This window comes from Hydrogenophaga sp., from assembly GCF_011772445.1.
In the GTDB taxonomy this organism is placed as follows: domain Bacteria; phylum Pseudomonadota; class Gammaproteobacteria; order Burkholderiales; family Burkholderiaceae_C; genus Hydrogenophaga.
Genome location: NZ_WVZN01000003.1, coordinates 58,664 through 74,974, shown reverse-complemented (window position 1 = coordinate 74,974; position 16,311 = coordinate 58,664). Strand labels below are relative to the sequence as shown.

The 16,311-nt window shown below is 70.0% G+C and carries 21 protein-coding genes; 9 read left to right on the top strand and 12 right to left on the bottom strand.

Annotation, left to right across the window (positions count from 1 at the left end):
• Window positions 1–9 precede the first annotated feature (9 nt).
• On the bottom strand, window positions 10–933 hold the full coding sequence (locus GTO19_RS00735) for an AraC family transcriptional regulator (RefSeq protein WP_291016654.1): 924 nt from the start codon (window positions 931–933) through the stop codon (window positions 10–12).
• Window positions 934–1,056: 123 nt separating this feature from the next.
• Between GTO19_RS00735 and GTO19_RS00730 the strand changes: the two genes are divergently transcribed.
• Window positions 1,057–1,818 carry an SDR family oxidoreductase gene (locus GTO19_RS00730; RefSeq protein WP_291016651.1) on the top strand — a complete coding sequence of 254 codons (762 nt, stop codon included), beginning with the start codon at window positions 1,057–1,059 and terminating at the stop codon, window positions 1,816–1,818.
• A gap of 12 nt (window positions 1,819–1,830) precedes the next feature.
• On the opposite strand, the gene GTO19_RS00725 is transcribed toward GTO19_RS00730, so the two are convergent.
• Together GTO19_RS00725 and GTO19_RS00720 are read right to left on the bottom strand one after the other, a co-directional pair.
• Window positions 1,831–2,844 (bottom strand): aldo/keto reductase, encoded by a 1,014-nt coding sequence (locus GTO19_RS00725; RefSeq protein WP_291016648.1) that lies wholly within the window; start codon window positions 2,842–2,844, stop codon window positions 1,831–1,833.
• A 30-nt stretch (window positions 2,845–2,874) separates the two neighbouring features.
• Window positions 2,875–3,594: a glutathione S-transferase family protein gene (locus tag GTO19_RS00720; protein ID WP_291016646.1), complete on the bottom strand. Its 720-nt coding sequence runs from the start codon at window positions 3,592–3,594 to the stop codon at window positions 2,875–2,877.
• A gap of 118 nt (window positions 3,595–3,712) precedes the next feature.
• Between GTO19_RS00720 and GTO19_RS00715 the strand changes: the two genes are divergently transcribed.
• Window positions 3,713–4,624 carry a LysR family transcriptional regulator gene (locus GTO19_RS00715; RefSeq protein WP_291016643.1) on the top strand — a complete coding sequence of 304 codons (912 nt, stop codon included), beginning with the start codon at window positions 3,713–3,715 and terminating at the stop codon, window positions 4,622–4,624.
• Here the strand turns inward: GTO19_RS00715 and GTO19_RS00710 are convergent.
• Window positions 4,621–5,316: a helix-turn-helix domain-containing protein gene (locus tag GTO19_RS00710; protein ID WP_291016640.1), complete on the bottom strand. Its 696-nt coding sequence runs from the start codon at window positions 5,314–5,316 to the stop codon at window positions 4,621–4,623. The two genes, GTO19_RS00715 and GTO19_RS00710, sit on opposite strands and share 4 nt — an antisense overlap.
• A 128-nt stretch (window positions 5,317–5,444) precedes the next feature.
• Here GTO19_RS00710 and GTO19_RS00705 point away from each other — a divergent pair, with 128 nt between their 5' ends.
• Window positions 5,445–6,332 (top strand): methyltransferase domain-containing protein, encoded by an 888-nt coding sequence (locus tag GTO19_RS00705; protein ID WP_291016638.1) that lies wholly within the window; start codon window positions 5,445–5,447, stop codon window positions 6,330–6,332.
• A 7-nt stretch (window positions 6,333–6,339) separates the two neighbouring features.
• Here the strand turns inward: GTO19_RS00705 and GTO19_RS00700 are convergent, their stop codons facing one another.
• The 3 genes from GTO19_RS00700 to GTO19_RS00690 form a co-directional block, all read right to left on the bottom strand.
• Window positions 6,340–6,777 (bottom strand): DNA-binding protein, encoded by a 438-nt coding sequence (locus GTO19_RS00700; protein WP_291016636.1) that lies wholly within the window; start codon window positions 6,775–6,777, stop codon window positions 6,340–6,342.
• Window positions 6,778–6,806: 29 nt separating this feature from the next.
• Entirely contained in the window at window positions 6,807–7,265 is a 459-nt protein-coding gene (locus tag GTO19_RS00695; RefSeq protein WP_291016635.1) for a host attachment protein, read from the bottom strand.
• A gap of 156 nt (window positions 7,266–7,421) precedes the next feature.
• A complete protein-coding gene (locus GTO19_RS00690) occupies window positions 7,422–7,862 on the bottom strand; it encodes a DUF995 domain-containing protein (protein WP_291016633.1) in 441 nt (146 codons plus the stop codon).
• 246 nt (window positions 7,863–8,108) lie between these two features.
• Here GTO19_RS00690 and GTO19_RS00685 point away from each other — a divergent pair, with 246 nt between their 5' ends.
• Entirely contained in the window at window positions 8,109–9,755 is a 1,647-nt protein-coding gene (locus GTO19_RS00685) for an alkaline phosphatase PhoX (protein ID WP_291016631.1), read from the top strand.
• A 37-nt stretch (window positions 9,756–9,792) separates the two neighbouring features.
• Here GTO19_RS00685 and GTO19_RS00680 read toward each other — a convergent pair whose 3' ends face one another.
• The 3 genes from GTO19_RS00680 to GTO19_RS00670 all read right to left on the bottom strand — a co-directional run bounded on the left by GTO19_RS00680 (window position 9,793) and on the right by GTO19_RS00670 (window position 12,930).
• Complete coding sequence (locus GTO19_RS00680) at window positions 9,793–10,173, bottom strand: response regulator (RefSeq protein ID WP_291016629.1); 381 nt, start codon at window positions 10,171–10,173, stop codon at window positions 9,793–9,795.
• Complete coding sequence (locus GTO19_RS00675) at window positions 10,170–11,804, bottom strand: ATP-binding protein (protein WP_291016627.1); 1,635 nt, start codon at window positions 11,802–11,804, stop codon at window positions 10,170–10,172. The genes GTO19_RS00680 and GTO19_RS00675 overlap by 4 nt, the downstream gene beginning before the upstream one ends.
• Window positions 11,805–11,997: 193 nt before the next feature.
• On the bottom strand, window positions 11,998–12,930 hold the full coding sequence (locus GTO19_RS00670) for a LysR family transcriptional regulator (protein ID WP_291016625.1): 933 nt from the start codon (window positions 12,928–12,930) through the stop codon (window positions 11,998–12,000).
• A 113-nt stretch (window positions 12,931–13,043) separates the two neighbouring features.
• On the opposite strand from GTO19_RS00670, the gene GTO19_RS00665 reads away from it, so the two are divergent.
• The 4 genes from GTO19_RS00665 to GTO19_RS00650 all read left to right on the top strand — a co-directional run bounded on the left by GTO19_RS00665 (window position 13,044) and on the right by GTO19_RS00650 (window position 14,778).
• A complete protein-coding gene (locus GTO19_RS00665) occupies window positions 13,044–13,598 on the top strand; it encodes a flavodoxin family protein (protein WP_291016623.1) in 555 nt (184 codons plus the stop codon).
• Between the two features lie 9 nt (window positions 13,599–13,607).
• Window positions 13,608–13,814: a 4-oxalocrotonate tautomerase family protein gene (locus GTO19_RS00660; protein ID WP_291016620.1), complete on the top strand. Its 207-nt coding sequence runs from the start codon at window positions 13,608–13,610 to the stop codon at window positions 13,812–13,814.
• Window positions 13,811–14,203 carry a nuclear transport factor 2 family protein gene (locus GTO19_RS00655; RefSeq protein WP_291016617.1) on the top strand — a complete coding sequence of 131 codons (393 nt, stop codon included), beginning with the start codon at window positions 13,811–13,813 and terminating at the stop codon, window positions 14,201–14,203. The genes GTO19_RS00660 and GTO19_RS00655 overlap by 4 nt, the downstream gene beginning before the upstream one ends.
• A 110-nt stretch (window positions 14,204–14,313) precedes the next feature.
• Window positions 14,314–14,778, top strand: a complete 465-nt coding sequence (locus GTO19_RS00650) for a CreA family protein (RefSeq protein ID WP_291017040.1) — start codon at window positions 14,314–14,316, stop codon at window positions 14,776–14,778.
• A gap of 9 nt (window positions 14,779–14,787) precedes the next feature.
• Here the strand turns inward: GTO19_RS00650 and GTO19_RS00645 are convergent, their stop codons facing one another.
• Window positions 14,788–15,291: a TspO/MBR family protein gene (locus GTO19_RS00645; RefSeq protein WP_291016614.1), complete on the bottom strand. Its 504-nt coding sequence runs from the start codon at window positions 15,289–15,291 to the stop codon at window positions 14,788–14,790.
• A 158-nt stretch (window positions 15,292–15,449) separates the two neighbouring features.
• On the opposite strand from GTO19_RS00645, the gene GTO19_RS00640 reads away from it, so the two are divergent.
• Window positions 15,450–15,710, top strand: a complete 261-nt coding sequence (locus tag GTO19_RS00640; protein ID WP_291016611.1) for a DUF2789 domain-containing protein — start codon at window positions 15,450–15,452, stop codon at window positions 15,708–15,710.
• 28 nt (window positions 15,711–15,738) lie between these two features.
• Here GTO19_RS00640 and GTO19_RS00635 read toward each other — a convergent pair whose 3' ends face one another.
• Window positions 15,739–16,257 (bottom strand): OsmC family protein, encoded by a 519-nt coding sequence (locus tag GTO19_RS00635; RefSeq protein WP_291016609.1) that lies wholly within the window; start codon window positions 16,255–16,257, stop codon window positions 15,739–15,741.
• Window positions 16,258–16,311 lie beyond the last annotated feature (54 nt).

The following is a 16,311-nucleotide window of genomic DNA, read 5'->3' as shown; positions in this document are numbered from 1 at the left end:
GAGCTGTCTTCAGGCCGGCTGGCCTTGGCCCTGCCGCTCGCGCGCGTACCGGCTGGGCGGCTGCCCCACGTGGCGGCTGAAGGCCGTGCTGAAGGTGCTGGCCGAGCCGTAGCCCACGCGCTCGGCCACCGCGCCAATGGGCAGGCCGCCCTGGTCGAGCAGGTCCTTGGCCAGGGCCATGCGCCAGGCCAGCAGGTACTCCATGGGCGGCACGCCCACCGCGCGGGTGAAGCGCTCGAAGAAGGTGGAGCGCGAGAGTGCGGCTTCTCTGGCCAGGGCCGGCACCGTCCACGCGCGTTCGGGCGCGCCGTGCATGCGGCGCAGGCCCACGGCCACGCGCTCGTCGGCCAGACCGCGCAGCAGGCCGGGCGGCGCCGCCTCGTTCGCCGCGCCGCGCAAGGCTTCGATGAGCAGCAGCTCCACCAGCCGCGCCAGCACCAGGTGGCGGCCCGGCCGATCGGCCAGGGATTCGTCGCGCACCAGTTGCACCAGCACCGGCAGGCGATCGACGCCGCGCACGTGCAGCAGGCTGGGCAGCAGGGACACCAGCAGCGCCGCGTCCAGCGACTGGAACTGGAAGTAGCCGCCGAGCATGCGCATCTCGGGCGGGCCCTTGCGCCGGCCGTGGCGCAGTTCGCCCTGCTGCTGTTGCCCGGCGGTGCGCGCCGGGTCCATGTGCACGGGTGGCGCGGGCTCCGGGCCGCGCAGCGTGAAGCCGGGCGTGCTGGGCATCAGCACGAAGTCGCCGGCCTGCAGGGCCAGCGGCTGTTGCCCGTCCACCGCCAGCACGCAGTGGCCTTCCAGCATGGTGCAGAAGCTGGGTTGCCCGAAGGCCGGGTAGCGCACGGCCCAGGCCCCCGCACCGCTGATGACCTTGGAGTACACCGCGCGCGGGCGCAGCAGGGCGATGACGTCGGCCAGCGGGTCCACCATGATCGGATGATTCCGGACGGTTGCAAAAGTGATTCGGATTCAGGATTGTAGATAGTCCGGACGAGGCGTCCTATCGTTGCGGCACCTTCAACGCAAGCCTGAACACCACCGAAAGGACTTCTCATGAAAACCATCCTCATCACCGGCTGCTCCTCGGGCTACGGCCTGGAAACCGCGCGCCACTTCCACGCCAAGGGCTGGAACGTCATCGCCACCATGCGCACGCCGCGCGATGGCCTGCTGCCGCTCTCGCCCCGGCTGCGTGTGCTGCCGCTGGACGTGACGCAGCCCGACAGCATCGCCCGCGCGCTGGACGCGGCCGGCCCCATCGACGTGCTCGTGAACAACGCGGGCCTGGGCCTGCTCGGCGCCTTCGAAGCCACGCCCATGGCCACGGTGCGCGAGATCTTCGAGACCAACACCTTCGGCAGCATGGCGATGGCGCAGGCGGTGCTGCCGGCCTGGCGCGCGCGCCGCGCGGGCCTGCTCATCAACGTCACCTCCAGCGCCACGCTGGCGCCCTTCCCGCTGGTGGCGGCCTACACGGCCAGCAAGACGGCGATCGAGGGCTTCACCGAATCACTGGCGCTGGAGTTGCAGGCCTTCGGCGTGCGCGTGAAGCTGGTGGAACCCGGCTATGGCCCCGGCACGCGCTTCACCGCCAACGGCGCCGATCGCATGCAGGGCCTGATCCCCGAGGCCTACGCACCCTACGCCCACGAGGTGTTCGCCTCGTTTGCGCAGCCGGCGGCGGTGACGAGCGAGCTCGACGTGGCCGAGGCGGTGTGGCAGGCGGTGAACGACGAATCGCCCCGGCTGCGCTACGCGGCGGGGGCGGATGCGGTGGCGCTGGCCACTCGTGCGCCGGTGCCGGCGGCGCACTGAGGGCGACGCGCTTCAGCCCGCGAGGGGCAGTGGCGCCTCCCGGCTGACCAGGTCCGCCGCGCGCAGCTCGCGCCAGAAGTCCGCCGGCACGGTTTCGTCGAGCGCCGCGCGGTCTTCCGCGATGCGCCTGGGCTGGCTGGCGCCGGGGATGACCGCCGCCACCGCCGGGTGCGCCAGCGCGAACTGCAGCCCCGCCGCTTTCATGCTCACGCCGTGGCGGTCGGCGATGGCCTTGATGCGCGCCACCCTGGCCAGGATCTCGGGCGTGGCCGGCGCGTACTCGAAGTTCGGCCCGCCCACCAGCGCGCCCGAGCTGTAGGGCCCGCCGACGACGATGCCCAGCCCGCGCTGCGCCACCAGTGGCATCACGCGCTGCAGCGCGCGCTCGTGGTCGAGCAGGGTGTAGCGGCCCGCGAGCAGGAAGCCGTCGGGGCGCGGGCCTTCCAGACCCAGCAGCAGTTCAATGGGCTCGACGCGGTTGACGCCCAGGCCCCAGGCCTTGATCACGCCCTCGTCGCGCAGCCGGTCCAGCGCCTTGAAGGCGCCCTTGCGCGCGCTTTCGAACACGCCCAGCCATTCGTCGCCATAGAAATCCTGCGCCACGTCGTGCACCCAGACGATCTCGATGCGGTCGGTGCGCAGGCGCTTGAGGCTGTCCTCGATGGAGCGCAGCGTCGCGTCTTCCGAGTAGTCGTTGACGATGCGGTTGGGGCGGCCGTGCTTGAACACATCGCCTTTCTCGCCCAGGTCGCGCGCGGCGACGTCTTCGACTTCATCCAGGATGAGCCGGCCGACCTTGGTGCTGATGACGTAGTCGTCGCGCGGGCGCCCTGCCAATGCCTCGCCCATGCGCAGTTCCGCCAGGCCCGCGCCGTAGAAGGGCGCGTTGTCGAAGTAGCGGATGCCGTCGTTCCAGGCGGCGTCCACCGTGGCGCGCGCCTCGGCCTCGGGGATGTCGCGGAACATGTTGCCCAGGGGCGCGGTGCCGAAGCCGAGCGCGCCGGGAAGGATGTCTTTCAGTGCCATGGTGAGCTCCTTGTGGCAGGAATGGGTGGATCAGGCGGCGACGGCTTCTGCTCGTTCGGACGAAGCGGCGCCCGACGACGCGGACGTGGAGGGGGCGGCCAGTGGCTGCGCCGTGGCCGGGCAGCCGAAGGTCGGCAGCGGGTTCGGCGTGACGATGCCCTGGCGCACCGCTTCGCGCGCCAGCATGCGGTCGAGCCAGGCGCTGAGCTTGGGGTAGGCGTCGATCGGGAAGTGCATCTTCACGGCGGTCCAGATCCAGCCCATGAAGGCGATGTCCACGATGGAGTACTCGTCGCCGAGGAACCAGGGCTGGTCATCGGGCAGCAGGCTTTCGATGACGCCGGTCAGGCGCTCCGCCTCGTTGCGGTAGCGGGTGATGGCGTAGGGCACGTGCTCGGGGGCGAACAGGGTGAACCAGGCGCGCTGTCCGAACATGGGGCCCACGCCCGAGGCCTGGAAGAACAGCAGTTCCAGCGCGCGTTGGCGCCGTGCGGGGTCGGTGGGCAGCAGGCGGCCCGTCTTCTCGGCCAGGTACAGCAGGATCGCGTTGGACTCGCTGATCGTGAGCCCGGTGTCGTGGTCCACGATGACCGGCACCTTGCCGTTCGGGTTGATGGCGAGGAAGCCGGGCGACTGGCCCTCGCCTTTCCAGATCTCGACGACTTTGATCTCGTGCTCCAGGCCCAGCTCGAGCAGGGCGATGGAGACCTTGTGGGGATTGGGGGCGCCGTAGGCGTAGAAGGTGATCATGAAAAGCTCCGGTGGAAGGTTGGAAGGGAAGGGGGAATGGCCCGAATCATGGCCACCGGCATTCATTTCCACCACTTTATTTCTTTGATTCCAGATATTCATCTGACATGATGACTGGATGCGCTACGACCTGAACTTGCTGCCCGTCTTCCTGGTGCTGATGGAGGAGCGCAGCGTGACGCGGGCCGCGCAGCGCCTGGGCATCACGCAGCCCGCGCTGTCCAACGCGCTCACGCGCCTGCGCGCCATGCTGCAAGACCCGCTCTTCGTGCGGCAGCGTTACGGCATGGAGCCGACGCAGAAAGCGCAGGAACTGGCACCGGTGCTGGCGGCGGCGCTGGCCAGCGTGGACGAGGTGGTGCTGGGCCAGCAGGCCTTCGACCCCGCCAAGGCCCGCCAGCGCATCACCATCGCCCCCAACAGCTACGTGGAGTTCGTGCTGATGCCGCGGGTGGTGGCGCGCTTGCAGGAACGCGCGCCAGGCGTGCAGTTGCGGCTGATTCCCTATGGCGCCGACCTGGCCGACACGGGCGTGATGTCGGGCGACACGGCCATGGTGCTGGGCCGCGTGGCCAATGCGCCGGACAACCTGGTGGTGCAGCACCTGATGGACGAAAGCCTGGCCTGCGTGGTGCGGGCCGACCATCCCACGGTGCACAAACGCCTGTCGCGCCAGCAGTTCGAACGGCTCAAGCACGTGAACATGGTGCCGCCGGGCGGCCGCCTGCGTGTGGGTTTGTTCCAGGCACTGGAGAAGCAGGGCTTGCAGCGCGAGGTGGCGGTCTCGGTCACGCACTTCCTCGCCATCCCGGAAATGATCGCCCTGTCCGATCACTGCGCGACGCTGCCGTCGCTGATCTGCCGCCGCCTGGCGCAAGACCCGCGCCTGAAGGTGCTGCCCGCGCCCGTGGACCTGGGCACTTTTCCGGTGGAGATGGCCTGGCACGCGCGCCACCGGCACGACCCGGCGCACCGCTGGCTGCGGGCCCTGGTGGTCGAGGTGGCGAAGGAGTTGTCCGCGGGCGGCTAGGCGCGCCCTGCGCGCTGCGCCATCCGCGTGGGCGCGAACACGCTGCGCCCGAGCCAGCGCCACAGGCGCTGCCCGTTGCGCCCCGCGCCCTGGACACTCAGGCCGCCCGCGCGGATTTCCTGCTCCGGGTCGCTGTCGCCGGTCCATATCTCCGTGAGCGCTCGCACGGTCGATTCGACCAACACGCTGATCTCATGGCCCGGGTCGTCGCGGCACAGGTCGGCTTCGCGGTGCTGCACCACGAGCCACCATTGCCGCTCGGCCGCGGGCGCGTCGCGAAACCGGAAGTGCACCACCGTGCGTTCGTCGGCGGGAAATTCCTCGAGGCGCGCGAAGCGGCGGATGTCCCACATCAGAAAGCCCGCGTCCAGTTGATCGGCCCGCAGGCGGCTGCCGATCCAGCGCGCGCCCCAGTGACCGATGCCCACCACGATGGGGCGCAGTTCTTCGCCGGCGGGCGTCAGGTGGTATTCCCAGCCCTTCTCCGCGCGGCGCCGCTCCACCACACCGATCTCTTCCAGCTTGCGCAGGCGTTGCGTCAGCAGCGTGGCGGACATGCGAGGCACCCCGCGGTGGATGTCGTTGAAGCGGTGGCTGCCGCAGAGCAGTTCGCGCACCACCAGGGGCGTCCACAGCTCGCCCAGCACTTCCGCGCCACGGGCGACGGTGCAGAACTGCAGGTAGTCGATCATGCGGGCCAGTCTAGCGGCGCCCCCCTGGCCTGCCTACTCCAGATTCTGGACTTGAGCGGTGCTGGCGGCAGGCCTAACTTGCGGGCCGACCGTGCACGTCGCACCGGTCTTCCTCCAGGAGAACCGCCATGACCGAGACCCTTGTTTCTTCTCCCGCACCCGCCGTTTTCGACGCCGAGAAATTCCGCCAGACCACGCGCGCGCAATGGGAGAGCGCCGCCCCCGCCTGGGACCGATGGGGCCCCTTGCTGGCGCGCTGGCTGGGCCCCGCCACCGAGGCCATGCTGGACATGGCCGCCGTGGGCGAGGGCTCGCGCGTGCTCGACGTCGCCGCCGGGGCGGGCGAGCAGACCCTGACGGCGGCCCGCCGCGTGGGTGCGCGCGGGCACGTGCTGGCCACCGACATCTCGCCCGCGATCCTGCGCTACGCCAAGGCGGCGGCCGATGCGGCCGGGCTGTCCCACGTGGAGACGCTGGAACTGGATGGCGAGCGCCACGACCGCTTGCCCGCCGGGTCCTTCGACGCGGCGGTGTCGCGCGTGGGCCTGATCTACTTCCCCGACCAGCAACGCGCGCTGGCCGGCATTCGCCACGCACTGAAACCCGGTGGGCGTTTCGCCGCGGTGGTGTACGCCACGGCCGATCGCAATGCCTTCTTCTCGGTACCTGTCGGCATCATTCGCCGCCGCGCGCAGTTGCCGCCGCCGCTGCCGGGTCAACCCGGGCCGTTCTCACTGGGCGGTGAGGGCGTGCTGGCCCGGGCGCTGGAACAGGCGGGCTTTCGCGACGTGGAGGTGCGCCGCATCGACTCGCCCGTGCACCTGCCCACGGCCGCCGAATGCGTGCGCTTCGAGCGGGAGTCCTTCGGCGCGCTGCACCAGATGATGGCGAGCCTGAGCGAAGCAGAACGCGACGACACCTGGCGGGAGATCGAGCAGGCGCTGTTGCGCTTCGAGAGCCCGGCGGCCGGCTTCGTGGGGCCGTGCGAGATGCTGGTGGGGGCGGGAACGCGGTGAAAGCGCCTCACGCCCCGATCCGGATGAGCGGAATTCCGCTCACCGGATCGCACACGCGCTTCAGGTGCGCGGGCGACTCCACCAGCATCAACTCCAGCGTGGGCCGCACGCGCGCCTCCAGCAGATGGCCACCCATGGCCTGGCCGTTGCGCCGGCCCAGCACCACGTGCGCGTGCACCTTGGGTTGGTCGCCATCGAGCGCGATGTCGCCCACCAGGGAGAGCACCTCCACCTGTTCGTCGATGGGAATGCGCTCGTACTCCTTGCTGTCCCAGTTGAAGTAGCCCAGCACGGCGGATTCGAAGGCACCGATGGCGGTGACGCGGCTGGCGGTGAGGCTGTGTTCGGTGGCGAAGCGCTGCAGGCTGGACATCACCTCGTCGCCCCGGTCCAGGACCAGGGCGATGGTGCGTTCGGGCGCGTCGTTCAGGACTTTGGCTTTCATGGGACCTCCGGTGCGATCGGTGACGCGCCTCAGGCGGCGGTCGGGGGCGGCCCGAACACCCGCCGCGTCAGGTCGGCATTGCTTTCGTGGATGAGGTCCTTGTCGACGGTGTCCACCACCGTGGACCTGACCTCGGCGTGCAGCTCATTGCGCAGGTAACCCAGCAGGCGCGGGGCCACCAGCAGATGCAGGGCGTCGAAGCGCTGCGCGCGGCGGTGGTCGAGCAGGCGCTGGGCGATGCGTTTGGCGAATGCCTGCGCGTGCTGGTGCCGCGCCGAATCGCTGGCCGAGACGGTGGCTTGCGGGCTGCCGCCGCCTCCGGCCCCGGCGCGGCGCCCGTGCGGCCCGTTGTGCATGTCGGACTCGCGCGCGTGCGCGTCCGGGTCGGTCAGCTCTTCCACGGGAACGAGGTTTCGATGGGCGCGGCGGGGCCGCTCCAGGATGCGGGCGATGGCTTCGTCGGCCACCAGGACCCAGGTGGTTTTCATTGGCTGCTCCTCTGGGGTGTCGGGCCTCGGGGCACAAGGCGTGGCCGGGCTTGGGGCCATGTTGCGGGGCTCGCCGGCCAGGGGCTGTAGGACAAGGCCGCGCCGAGCCCTGCCCCGCGTGAGTTTTTGTATCGGGGGACGTCGCCCCCGAGCGGCTCACTTCGTGATCTCTAGCCGGTAGATCCGCTCGTCCGGGTTCTGGTCGGACCGGGTGCCGTAGTAGGCGTTGCCCGCGCGAACGATGAAGCGGCACCAGTCCTCGGTCTCCACCGAGCGCCATTCGATGCGCACGCAGTAGCGCCCATCGTCCGAGAGGCTCCACTGACCGCGCGCGGTGGAAGGCATGGTGCTGCCGCGGTCCTTGTTGTCGGAAGAGGCGACGAAGCTGCCACCTGGCTCGTTCTTCCAGATGTTGCGGTTGCCGCGGCCGGACACGCGGCTGACGGTGGCCCCCGGCATGAGCTGCTGCAGTTCGTCCTTGCTCAGGGTCACCCGGGCGGCGGCGTCGAGGTCGCGCAAGCGCGTGGCGTCTTGTGCCAGGCTGGGGGCGCCGGCTGCGAGGCCGGCGAGAGCTAGCAAGGGTGCGACGCGCTTCATGTGGCCTCCTGGGGCGGTTCGGCTGCGCACCCGCATGCTAGCGCCGCCCGCACCGGATGCAAGTGCCGTGGCGCCAGCGGCGGGGCGGGTGCCGCGAGCCCTTGCGCCAAACGGACCATGCCGCGGCGGGCTTGGCGTCGTGGAGTTGGCAAAGGCGGGCAGGCAAGATGGGCGTCAGATGAGCCGCTTCGGCCGCTTCGGCCGCTTCGCGGCCTCCCCACGAACCGATCCCCACGAGGAATGTCCATGCCGTCCGATTCGTTCTCGCCCGTCCGCCGCCGCCTGCTGCAAGGCTCCGGCGCGCTGGCCGCCACCCGTTTTGCCGGTGTGATGGGCGCGCTCTACGCGCAAAACGCCCTGGCCGCCACCGGCAAGCAGACCGTCTCCGCCACTTCGCCCTACGGCCCCATCGCGCCCGTGAACGACCTGGCCACCGGCCTGCCGCTGCTGCAACTGCCGCCCGGCTTCAGCTACCGCAGCCATGGCTGGACGGGCGACGCCATGGACGACGGCGCGCCCACCCCCGGCAGCCACGACGGCATGGCCGCCGTGCTGTCGCGCCGCGTGGGCCGTGGCAGCGAACTGGTGCTGGTGCGCAACCACGAGCGCGGCCTGGTGGGCACGCCCGCCGAGGCCATCCCGGCCCCGCACCGCTACGCCACCACCCTGGTCAATGGCGTGATCACGGTGTTCTACGGCAGCCTGCCCATCCGCATCGGCGCGGGCGGCATCGTCACCGACCCCGCGGCCCCCGCGCCCGCGCCCTTCGTGGGCTATCCGGCCGGCGGCACCAGCAACCTGCTGTGGCGCGACAACCAGTGGGCCGGCTCGATGGGCTCCATCGGCGGCACGCTGGGCAATTGCGCGGGCGGCCCCACGCCCTGGGGCTCCTGGCTCACCTGCGAAGAGACCATCTACGATTTCTCCAGCATCGGCGGCAGGAAGCACGGCTACGTGTTCGAGGTCGCCGCCGACCCGACGCACACCATCGCCGAGCCCATCGTCGGCATGGGCCGCTTCATCCACGAGGCCGTGGCCGTCGATCCCGCCACCGGCGTGGTCTACGAGACCGAGGACAACCGCAACATCGCGGCCTTCTTCCGCTACGTGCCCAACGACAGCTCGGGCGTGGTGGGCAGCCTGCTCCGCGGCGGCGCCTTGCAGGCCGCGCGCATCAAGACGCTGGTGCGCCAGGCCCGCCCGTCCACGCTGGCGCAGGCCAACGACCAGGGCCTGCTCAACCCCGACATCGGCGACGAGTACGAACTGGAGTGGGTCGACATCGCCGACCCGGACGCCGACCCCGTGGTGGTGGTGGGCCAGCCCGGCGGCGTGAGCATGGGCTTCGCGGCCGGGCCCACGCACCAGGCGCTGACGCAGGGCTGCGCGCGCATGAGCCGGGGCGAAGGCATCTGGTACTCGGCCGGCAAGATGTTCATCGTGGACACCGCGGCCGGCGTGAACGGCAGCGGCAGCGTGGGCAACGGCGAAGGCGCGGTCTGGGAACTCACGCTCGCCACCATGCGCCTGCGCGCCATCTTCGTGAGCGGCCACCAGACGGCGGGCAACAACCCCGACAACGTGACCGTGAGCCCGCGCGGCGGCGTGGTGCTGTGCGAGGACGGCGGCGGCTCGACCGACGCCTTCGGTACCGGCGCGCGCCTGCTGGGCCTGAACCCGGTGGGTGAGGCCTACATCTTCTGCAAGAACAACGTGAACCTGAGCGCGCAGCAGGTGGCGGGCGCCGGCAAGACGGTGGGCGCGGCCGACCACCGCGGCTCGGAGTTCTGCGGCGCCACCTTCGACCCCACGGGCCGCGTGCTGTTCGCCAACATCCAGACGCCGGGCATCACGGTGGCGATCACGGGGCCGTGGAGCAAGGGCAACCTCTGAGGCTTCGCACTGGCGCGCCAGCGCACCGCTCGGGCGATCAGGCGCCGAGCAGGCGGCGCGCGGCCGTCACCGTCAGTGGCTTGACCAGGTAGCCGCGGACGAAGGGCTGAGCGCTGGCGCGCCGCTGGTCCGCCAGCGAGTCGGACGAGCTCAGGATGTGCACCTCGGGTGGATCCGGGAGGGCCATGCCGGCGAGCCGGTCGGCGGTGTCGAAGCCGTTCAGGATGGGCATGTTGATGTCCAGCAGCACGCAGGTGCGCGGCTGCGCTGGCGCGGACGCGAGGAAGTCCAGCAGGTCGACACCGGACTCGAAGCGCAGGATGTCGCCGGTGTAACCCGCCTTGCGCAACACGATCTCGTGGAAGTCGTTGTCGAGTTCGTTGTCGTCGACCAGGATGACGCGGGCGTAGGCGCTCATTCGGGTGCTCCCTCGCCGCGTCCGGGGAGGGGCAGCAACAGGCTGAAGCGGCTGCCCACGCCGGGGGTGGACAGCACCACGATGTCGCCGCCATGCATGCGCGCAATGCGGCGGCAGATCGCCAGGCCCAGGCCGGCGCCCTCGCTGACGCGGCGCGCGTGCAGGCGCGCATAGGGCTCGAAGATGGTTTCGTGGTGGGCGGCGTCGATGCCGATGCCCTGGTCGTCCACGTGAACGCTCAATGTGGCTTCGCCTTCGGTGCCATGGATGTGCACCTGGGGCGGCTCGCCGGGCCGCGCGAAGCGCAGGGCGTTGGACAGCAGGTTCTGCAGGCAGATGCGCAGCAGCGAGGCGTTGCCGTGCACGCTGGGCAGCGGGTCGATGCGAACCATCGCCCGCTGGCGTTCGATGGCCTCGGCCAGTTCCTGCACGGCCTGCCGCGCCACGCTGTCCAGCGCCACCGCCTCCATGGACACCACGTGGTTCTCCACCTCGAAGAAGCGGCGCAGGTCGTCGATGAGGCTGCGCATGCGCCGCGTGCCCTGCAGCACGTGGTCCAGGTAGGTCTGGCCGTCGGGAGCCATCGACGCGCGGTAGTCCTCGTCGATGAGCGAGACGAAGTTGCCGATGGTGTTCAGCGGCTCCTTCAGGTCGTGCGACAGCACGTGGATGTACTGCTGTTGCTGCAGCGTGCGCTGCTCCAGCAGCTTCACGGTGGCCTCCAGCTGCACCTGCCGGGCCTTGATCTCGTGGATGTCCTGCACGCGTCCCACCACGCCGGTGGGCAGGCCTTGCTCGTCGAAGAGGGCGGGGATGTAGGTCACCTCCACGTGCCGGGGGCCGGTCGCCGCGAAGTCGATGATGGTCTGGAACCGCCGCTGCTCGCCGCGCAGCGCCGCGTCCAGGTGGGGTTTGAGCGTGGCGGCGAAGGCCGCGGGCGTCTGCAGCTCGGGCACCGTCTTGCCGAGCAGGTCGCCTTCGCTCAGGTTCCAGTACGCCAGGTAGCTGCCGTTCGCGTAGCGGTAACGGTAGTCGCGGTCGATGAAGACCTTGAGGTCCAGGCCCGCGTCGCCCATGGCCTGCATCACGGCTTGCCGGTGCTTCAGCCGGCGGGTCTCGTGCGACAGGTTGCCGTGCAGGCTGGCCGAGTGCTCGAACATGTGCGCGACCACCGCCGCCAGCAGCCGCAGGGTGTCGAGCTGGTACGCGCTGAGCCGGCGCACCTCCTGGTCGATGACACACACGGTGCCCAGCGCCAGGCCGTCGCTGGTGACGATGGGCGCGCCCGCGTAGTGGCGGATGTGCGGTTCACCGATCACCATCGGGTTGTCGCGAAAGCGCTCGTCGCTCAGCGCGTCGTGCACCTCCATCACCGCGTGCGGCTCCAGGATGGCGTGCGCGCAGAAGGCGAAGTCCCGCGCGGTTTCCGTGGACTGCAGGCCTACCCGCGACTTGAACCATTGGCGCTCGTCGTCGATCACCGAGATCAGCGCGATGGGTGAGTCGCAGATGTGGGCCGCGAGCTCGGTGATGACGTCGAACGCCGCGTGCGGCAACGTGTCCAGGACGCCCAGCTCTTGCAGGCGGGCGAGGCGTTCGGCCTCGCGTGTCGGCTTGCGCGCGATCGTCATGTCTTGTTCTCGGGTCTTCTTGTTCTGGACCTCGGTCCTTGGGCGGGGCAAGCTGCGGACCATTGTGAAGACCAGGGAAAGCGCTCGGCCACTGGGATTTCCGCACTTGGCGAACCGCCGGAAGTGGCGCACAGTGGTTGGTTGTTCGCGGTGCAGCGCGTGCCGCTGGATGCCGACGGAATCGCGCCTGTATTCAAGCGCGTCCCGGGCTGCGCCGGGGCTTCATGCTCGCCACCAGGAAATCCGCCAGGGCGCGCACGCGCAAGGGCATGTGCCGGTTGGCGGGGTAGATGAGCGAGAACGGCCGCGAGGCGCCGCCCAGCGGCTTCAGCACCTCCACCAGGGTGCCGCTGTCCAGGTCCTTCTCGATCATGAAGCGGTAGATCTGCGCCAGGCCCGCGCCCGCACGCGCCAGCGTGGCGACGCCCACGATGTCCTCGGACACGGAAATGCCGCCCTGCGTGGGGACGTCGCTCTCATCGCCATCCACGCGCAGGCGCCAGGGCACGTGCTGCCCGGTGCGCGGCAGCACGAACTGGATGCAGTCGTGCTGGCGCAGATCCTCCACCGACTTCGGCGTGCCGCGCTGGCGCAGGTAGGCCTTCGTTGCCACCACCACCAGCTCCGCGTCCATCAGCGGGCGCGCGATGAGGCCCGAGTCGGCCTGCACGCGCCCGCGCACCGCCAGGTCGAAGCCATCGGCGGTGAAGTCGATGTTGCGGTTGCTCAGTTGCACGTCTACCGCCACCTGCGGGTGGCGCGCGCGAAACGCCGGCAGCAGCGGCAGCAGGCGGTGGTGCCCGAACGAGGTGGGCGCGCTGATGCGCACCACGCCCGCCGGCTGCGCCTGGTGGCCGCTGAGCTGGCGTTCGGCTTCCGCCAGTTGCCCCAGGGCCTGCTTGCACTGCTGGTGGTAGGCGCGTCCTTCGTCGGTGAGGCGGATGCGCCGCGTGGTCCGCACGAACAGGCGCACCTGCAGGCGTTCTTCCAGGCGGCCGATGGCGCGGCTGACGGCGGCTGGCGTCAGCGCGGCCTGCCGCGCGGCGGCGGTGAAGCTCTCCAGGTCGGCCGCCAGGCAGAAGAGTTCGATGCTGCCCAGGGAGGTGACGCCGAATTCGCGAGCCATGATTTACGTCATGTAATGAATGAAGTTCAAGTATATGTGTTTATCAATGGAAAGGCGATGAATACCATCACGGCATCGTTTTTCAACCGCCCTTTCAGGGCACGAGGCACACCATGACTTCCCGCATCAGCATCGTTTTCCACAGTGGCTACGGCCATACCCGAAAGCTCGCGCAGGCCGTGGCGCAAGGCAGCGGCGCCGACCTGATCGAGATCGACCAGGACGGCCGCGTCAGCGAGCCGGACTGGGCCCGCCTGGCCGCGTCCGACGCCATCGTCTTCGGCACGCCGACCTACATGGGCAACGTCAGCTGGCAGTTCAAGCGCTTCCAGGACGCCACCACTGGCGTGTGGATGAACCAGCAGTGGAAGAACAAGCTGGCGGCCGGCTTCACCAACTCCGCCGGCATCAACGGCGACAAGCTGGCCACGCTGAATTCGCTGTTCACCTTCACGCAGCAGCACGGCATGCTGTGGGTGGGCACGGGCATGCTGCCGGCCAATGCCAAGGCCTCGGTGCGCGACGACGTGAACTACCTGGCCTCCTTCAGTGGGCTCATGGCCGCCACGCCATCGGACGCGTCGGCCGATGAACTGGTGCCTGGCGATCTGCGCACCGCGCGCCTGTTCGGCGAGCGGATTCGCGAAGCGGTGCAGCGCCTGAACTGAGGCGCCGCCATGCCCTACGTGAACATCCAGGTGACGCGCGAGAACGTGAGCGCGCAACAGAAGGCCGAACTGATCGCCGGCGTAACGGGCCTGCTGCAGCGTGTGCTCGACAAGGACCCCGCGCTCACGCATGTGGTGATCGATGAGATCGATCTCGACAACTGGGGCGTGGGCGGCTTGCCCGCGCTGCAATACCGGCGACGGGGCACATCGTGAGCGCGGCGGCGGATTTCGCCCGCGAGAGCGCGGCCGTCGCGCAGGTGCTGGGGCGCTACTTCGACGGCCTGCACCACAGCGACGTGGCGCTGCTGGAGCAGGTCTTTCACCCCGAGGCGCACTACTTCAGCGCCACGGACGGCCACCTGCTGCACCTGGACATGGCGAGCTACTTTCCCCGCGTGGCGCAGCGCCCCTCACCGGCGAGCCAGGGCCATGCGCGCACCGACCGCATCCTCGCCATCGAGTTCGCGGGCCCGGTGACCGCGTTCGTCCGGCTCGAGTGTTCCATCCCGCCCAAGGCGTTCATCGATCTGCTGACCTTGGTGAAGCTGGACGGCGACTGGCGCATCGTCAGCAAGGTGTTCCACCACGACGCCATGCCCTGAGCGGTCGGCCGGGCGGGCTGCTCGGGCATGATGGCCTGTGTGCGGTGGTCCGTCGGAGATGGCGGATCATGCACCGCCGTCTGGTCAACGCCTTGCCGAAAGCCCCACCCATGCGCCGCCTCGCCTGCTCCCTGTTGTTGGTCTTCGCCTCGCTCGCCCACGCCGAAGAAATCGGCTCCGTCGACACTGTGTTCAAGTTCATCGGCCCCGACCACAAGATCGTGGTCGAGGCGCACGACGACCCCGGCGTCAACGGCGTCACCTGCTACATGTCGCGCGCCCGCACGGGTGGCATCAGCGGCGCGCTCGGGCTGGCGGAAGACAAGGCCGAGGCGTCCATCGCCTGCCGCCAGACCGGGCCGATCAGCATCCCCAAGCCCATCAAGGCCCAGGAAGAGGTGTTCAGCGAGCGCATCAGCCTGGTCTTCAAGCGCCTGCGCATCGTGCGCATGGTCGACGCGAAGCGGCACTCGCTGGTTTACCTGACGTACTCCGATCGCCTGATCGAGGGCTCGCCGCAGAACTCGGTGGCGGTGGTGGCGGTGGACCGCGCCACGCCGATTCCGCTGCGCTGAACGCGCCCGCTACAGCAGGCCGGGGTTGCGCTGCCAGATGGAGAAGGTGAGCGCGGCGGCGAAGCAGACCCAGGCCAGGTAGGGCACGAGCAGCGCGGCCGCGGGTGGCCTGATGCGCCAGAAGACCTTCATCGTCGCCACGATCAGCGCGATGAGGACCAGGATCTCGACGAAGGCCCACTGGCCTTGTCGCCAGGCGAAGAAGAGCCAGGTCCACAGCGCGTTGGCGGCGAGTTGGGCACCAAACAGCCCATACACCGCGAAACCCTGTTCGAGTCGCACCTCACGCCAGACCACCCAGGCCGACAGCGCCATCAACCCATACAGAACCGTCCACACCGGGCCGAAGAGCCAGGCCGGCGGCGCCCAGGCCGGGCGGTTCAGCTGGGCGTAGAAATCCGGCGCGTTGGCGGAGGCGACGGCCCCGATGGCGGCGGCGGCGAAGCAGAGCAGCAGCCAGACGGCGAGGCTGGGCCAGGGCGAGGGCGGTGAGGTGAAGAGCGTGCGTGGCATGGGCGGTGAGCGGGCAAGCCGTGATCGGCAGGACCATACCGCCGAAGCCGTGCTCGACCGGGTGTCGTGCGCCCACGACGCGGCCTTGGCCTACAAGCCAGCCGCCGAACGGTCGCCGACAATCCCCGCATTCTCGAAACGCTCAGGAGATTGCCGCGATGGACGAAACCACCCCCCGAATGACCAACCTGTTCCTGCAACTGGGGCTCGACGCCGGTGAACAGGACATCGCGCGTTTCATCGTGGACCACCAGATCCCCGCCGACGTGCACATCTGCGACGCGCCGCACTGGAACGACGCCCAGCGCCAGTTCCTGGCCGAGCAGATCAAGGCCGACGCGCCCTGGGCGCTGGTGGTGGACCAGCTCAACGAAGCCCTGCACGCGGACGCGATGGGGCACGAGGCCGGCCCGCGCTGAGGCGCGCGGCGAGGGCGCGCCGGCGCGCTCAGGCCACCTGGACCTCGGCCCTTACGGTCAGGGCCCGGCGCAGCGCATCGCCCACGGGCGAGTGGGCTTCGGCCCACTGCACGAGTTCATGCAGCGTCTGCGCCGGCACGCCGGGCGCGGCGATGCGCACGGTGAGCTGAACGTCCAGCGGCCCGGCGTGGGCCTCGCCATCGCCCGCGCCCAGCAGGCCGCGGTTGTCCGAGCGGCTGCCCACTGTCACTTCCAGCTGGCTGAGCTCGATGCCGAGCTGCGCCGCGCGCAGGGCGATCATGGTGGCGTCGCAATTGGCCAGTGCGGCGCGCAGGTACCAGCCCGGCGTGGGCGCGCTGCCACCGCCGCCGATGGGCGCCGGCATGTCGGTGATCAGCACCTCGCCCTTGGGCCCCACGGCCTTGCAGCGCAGGCCCGACTCCACGGTGGCCACCGCCGGCTTGTCCCGCGAGATGGCGTCCTGCGGGTTGTCCGCGAAGTGCTTCGCGAGCTCCTCCACGGATTGGCGAATGTGCGCTGCGCTCATGGGGGCTCCTGGCGGCGCGGGTGCGCCAGCGGCGCGAATGATGGCAGCAAGCGC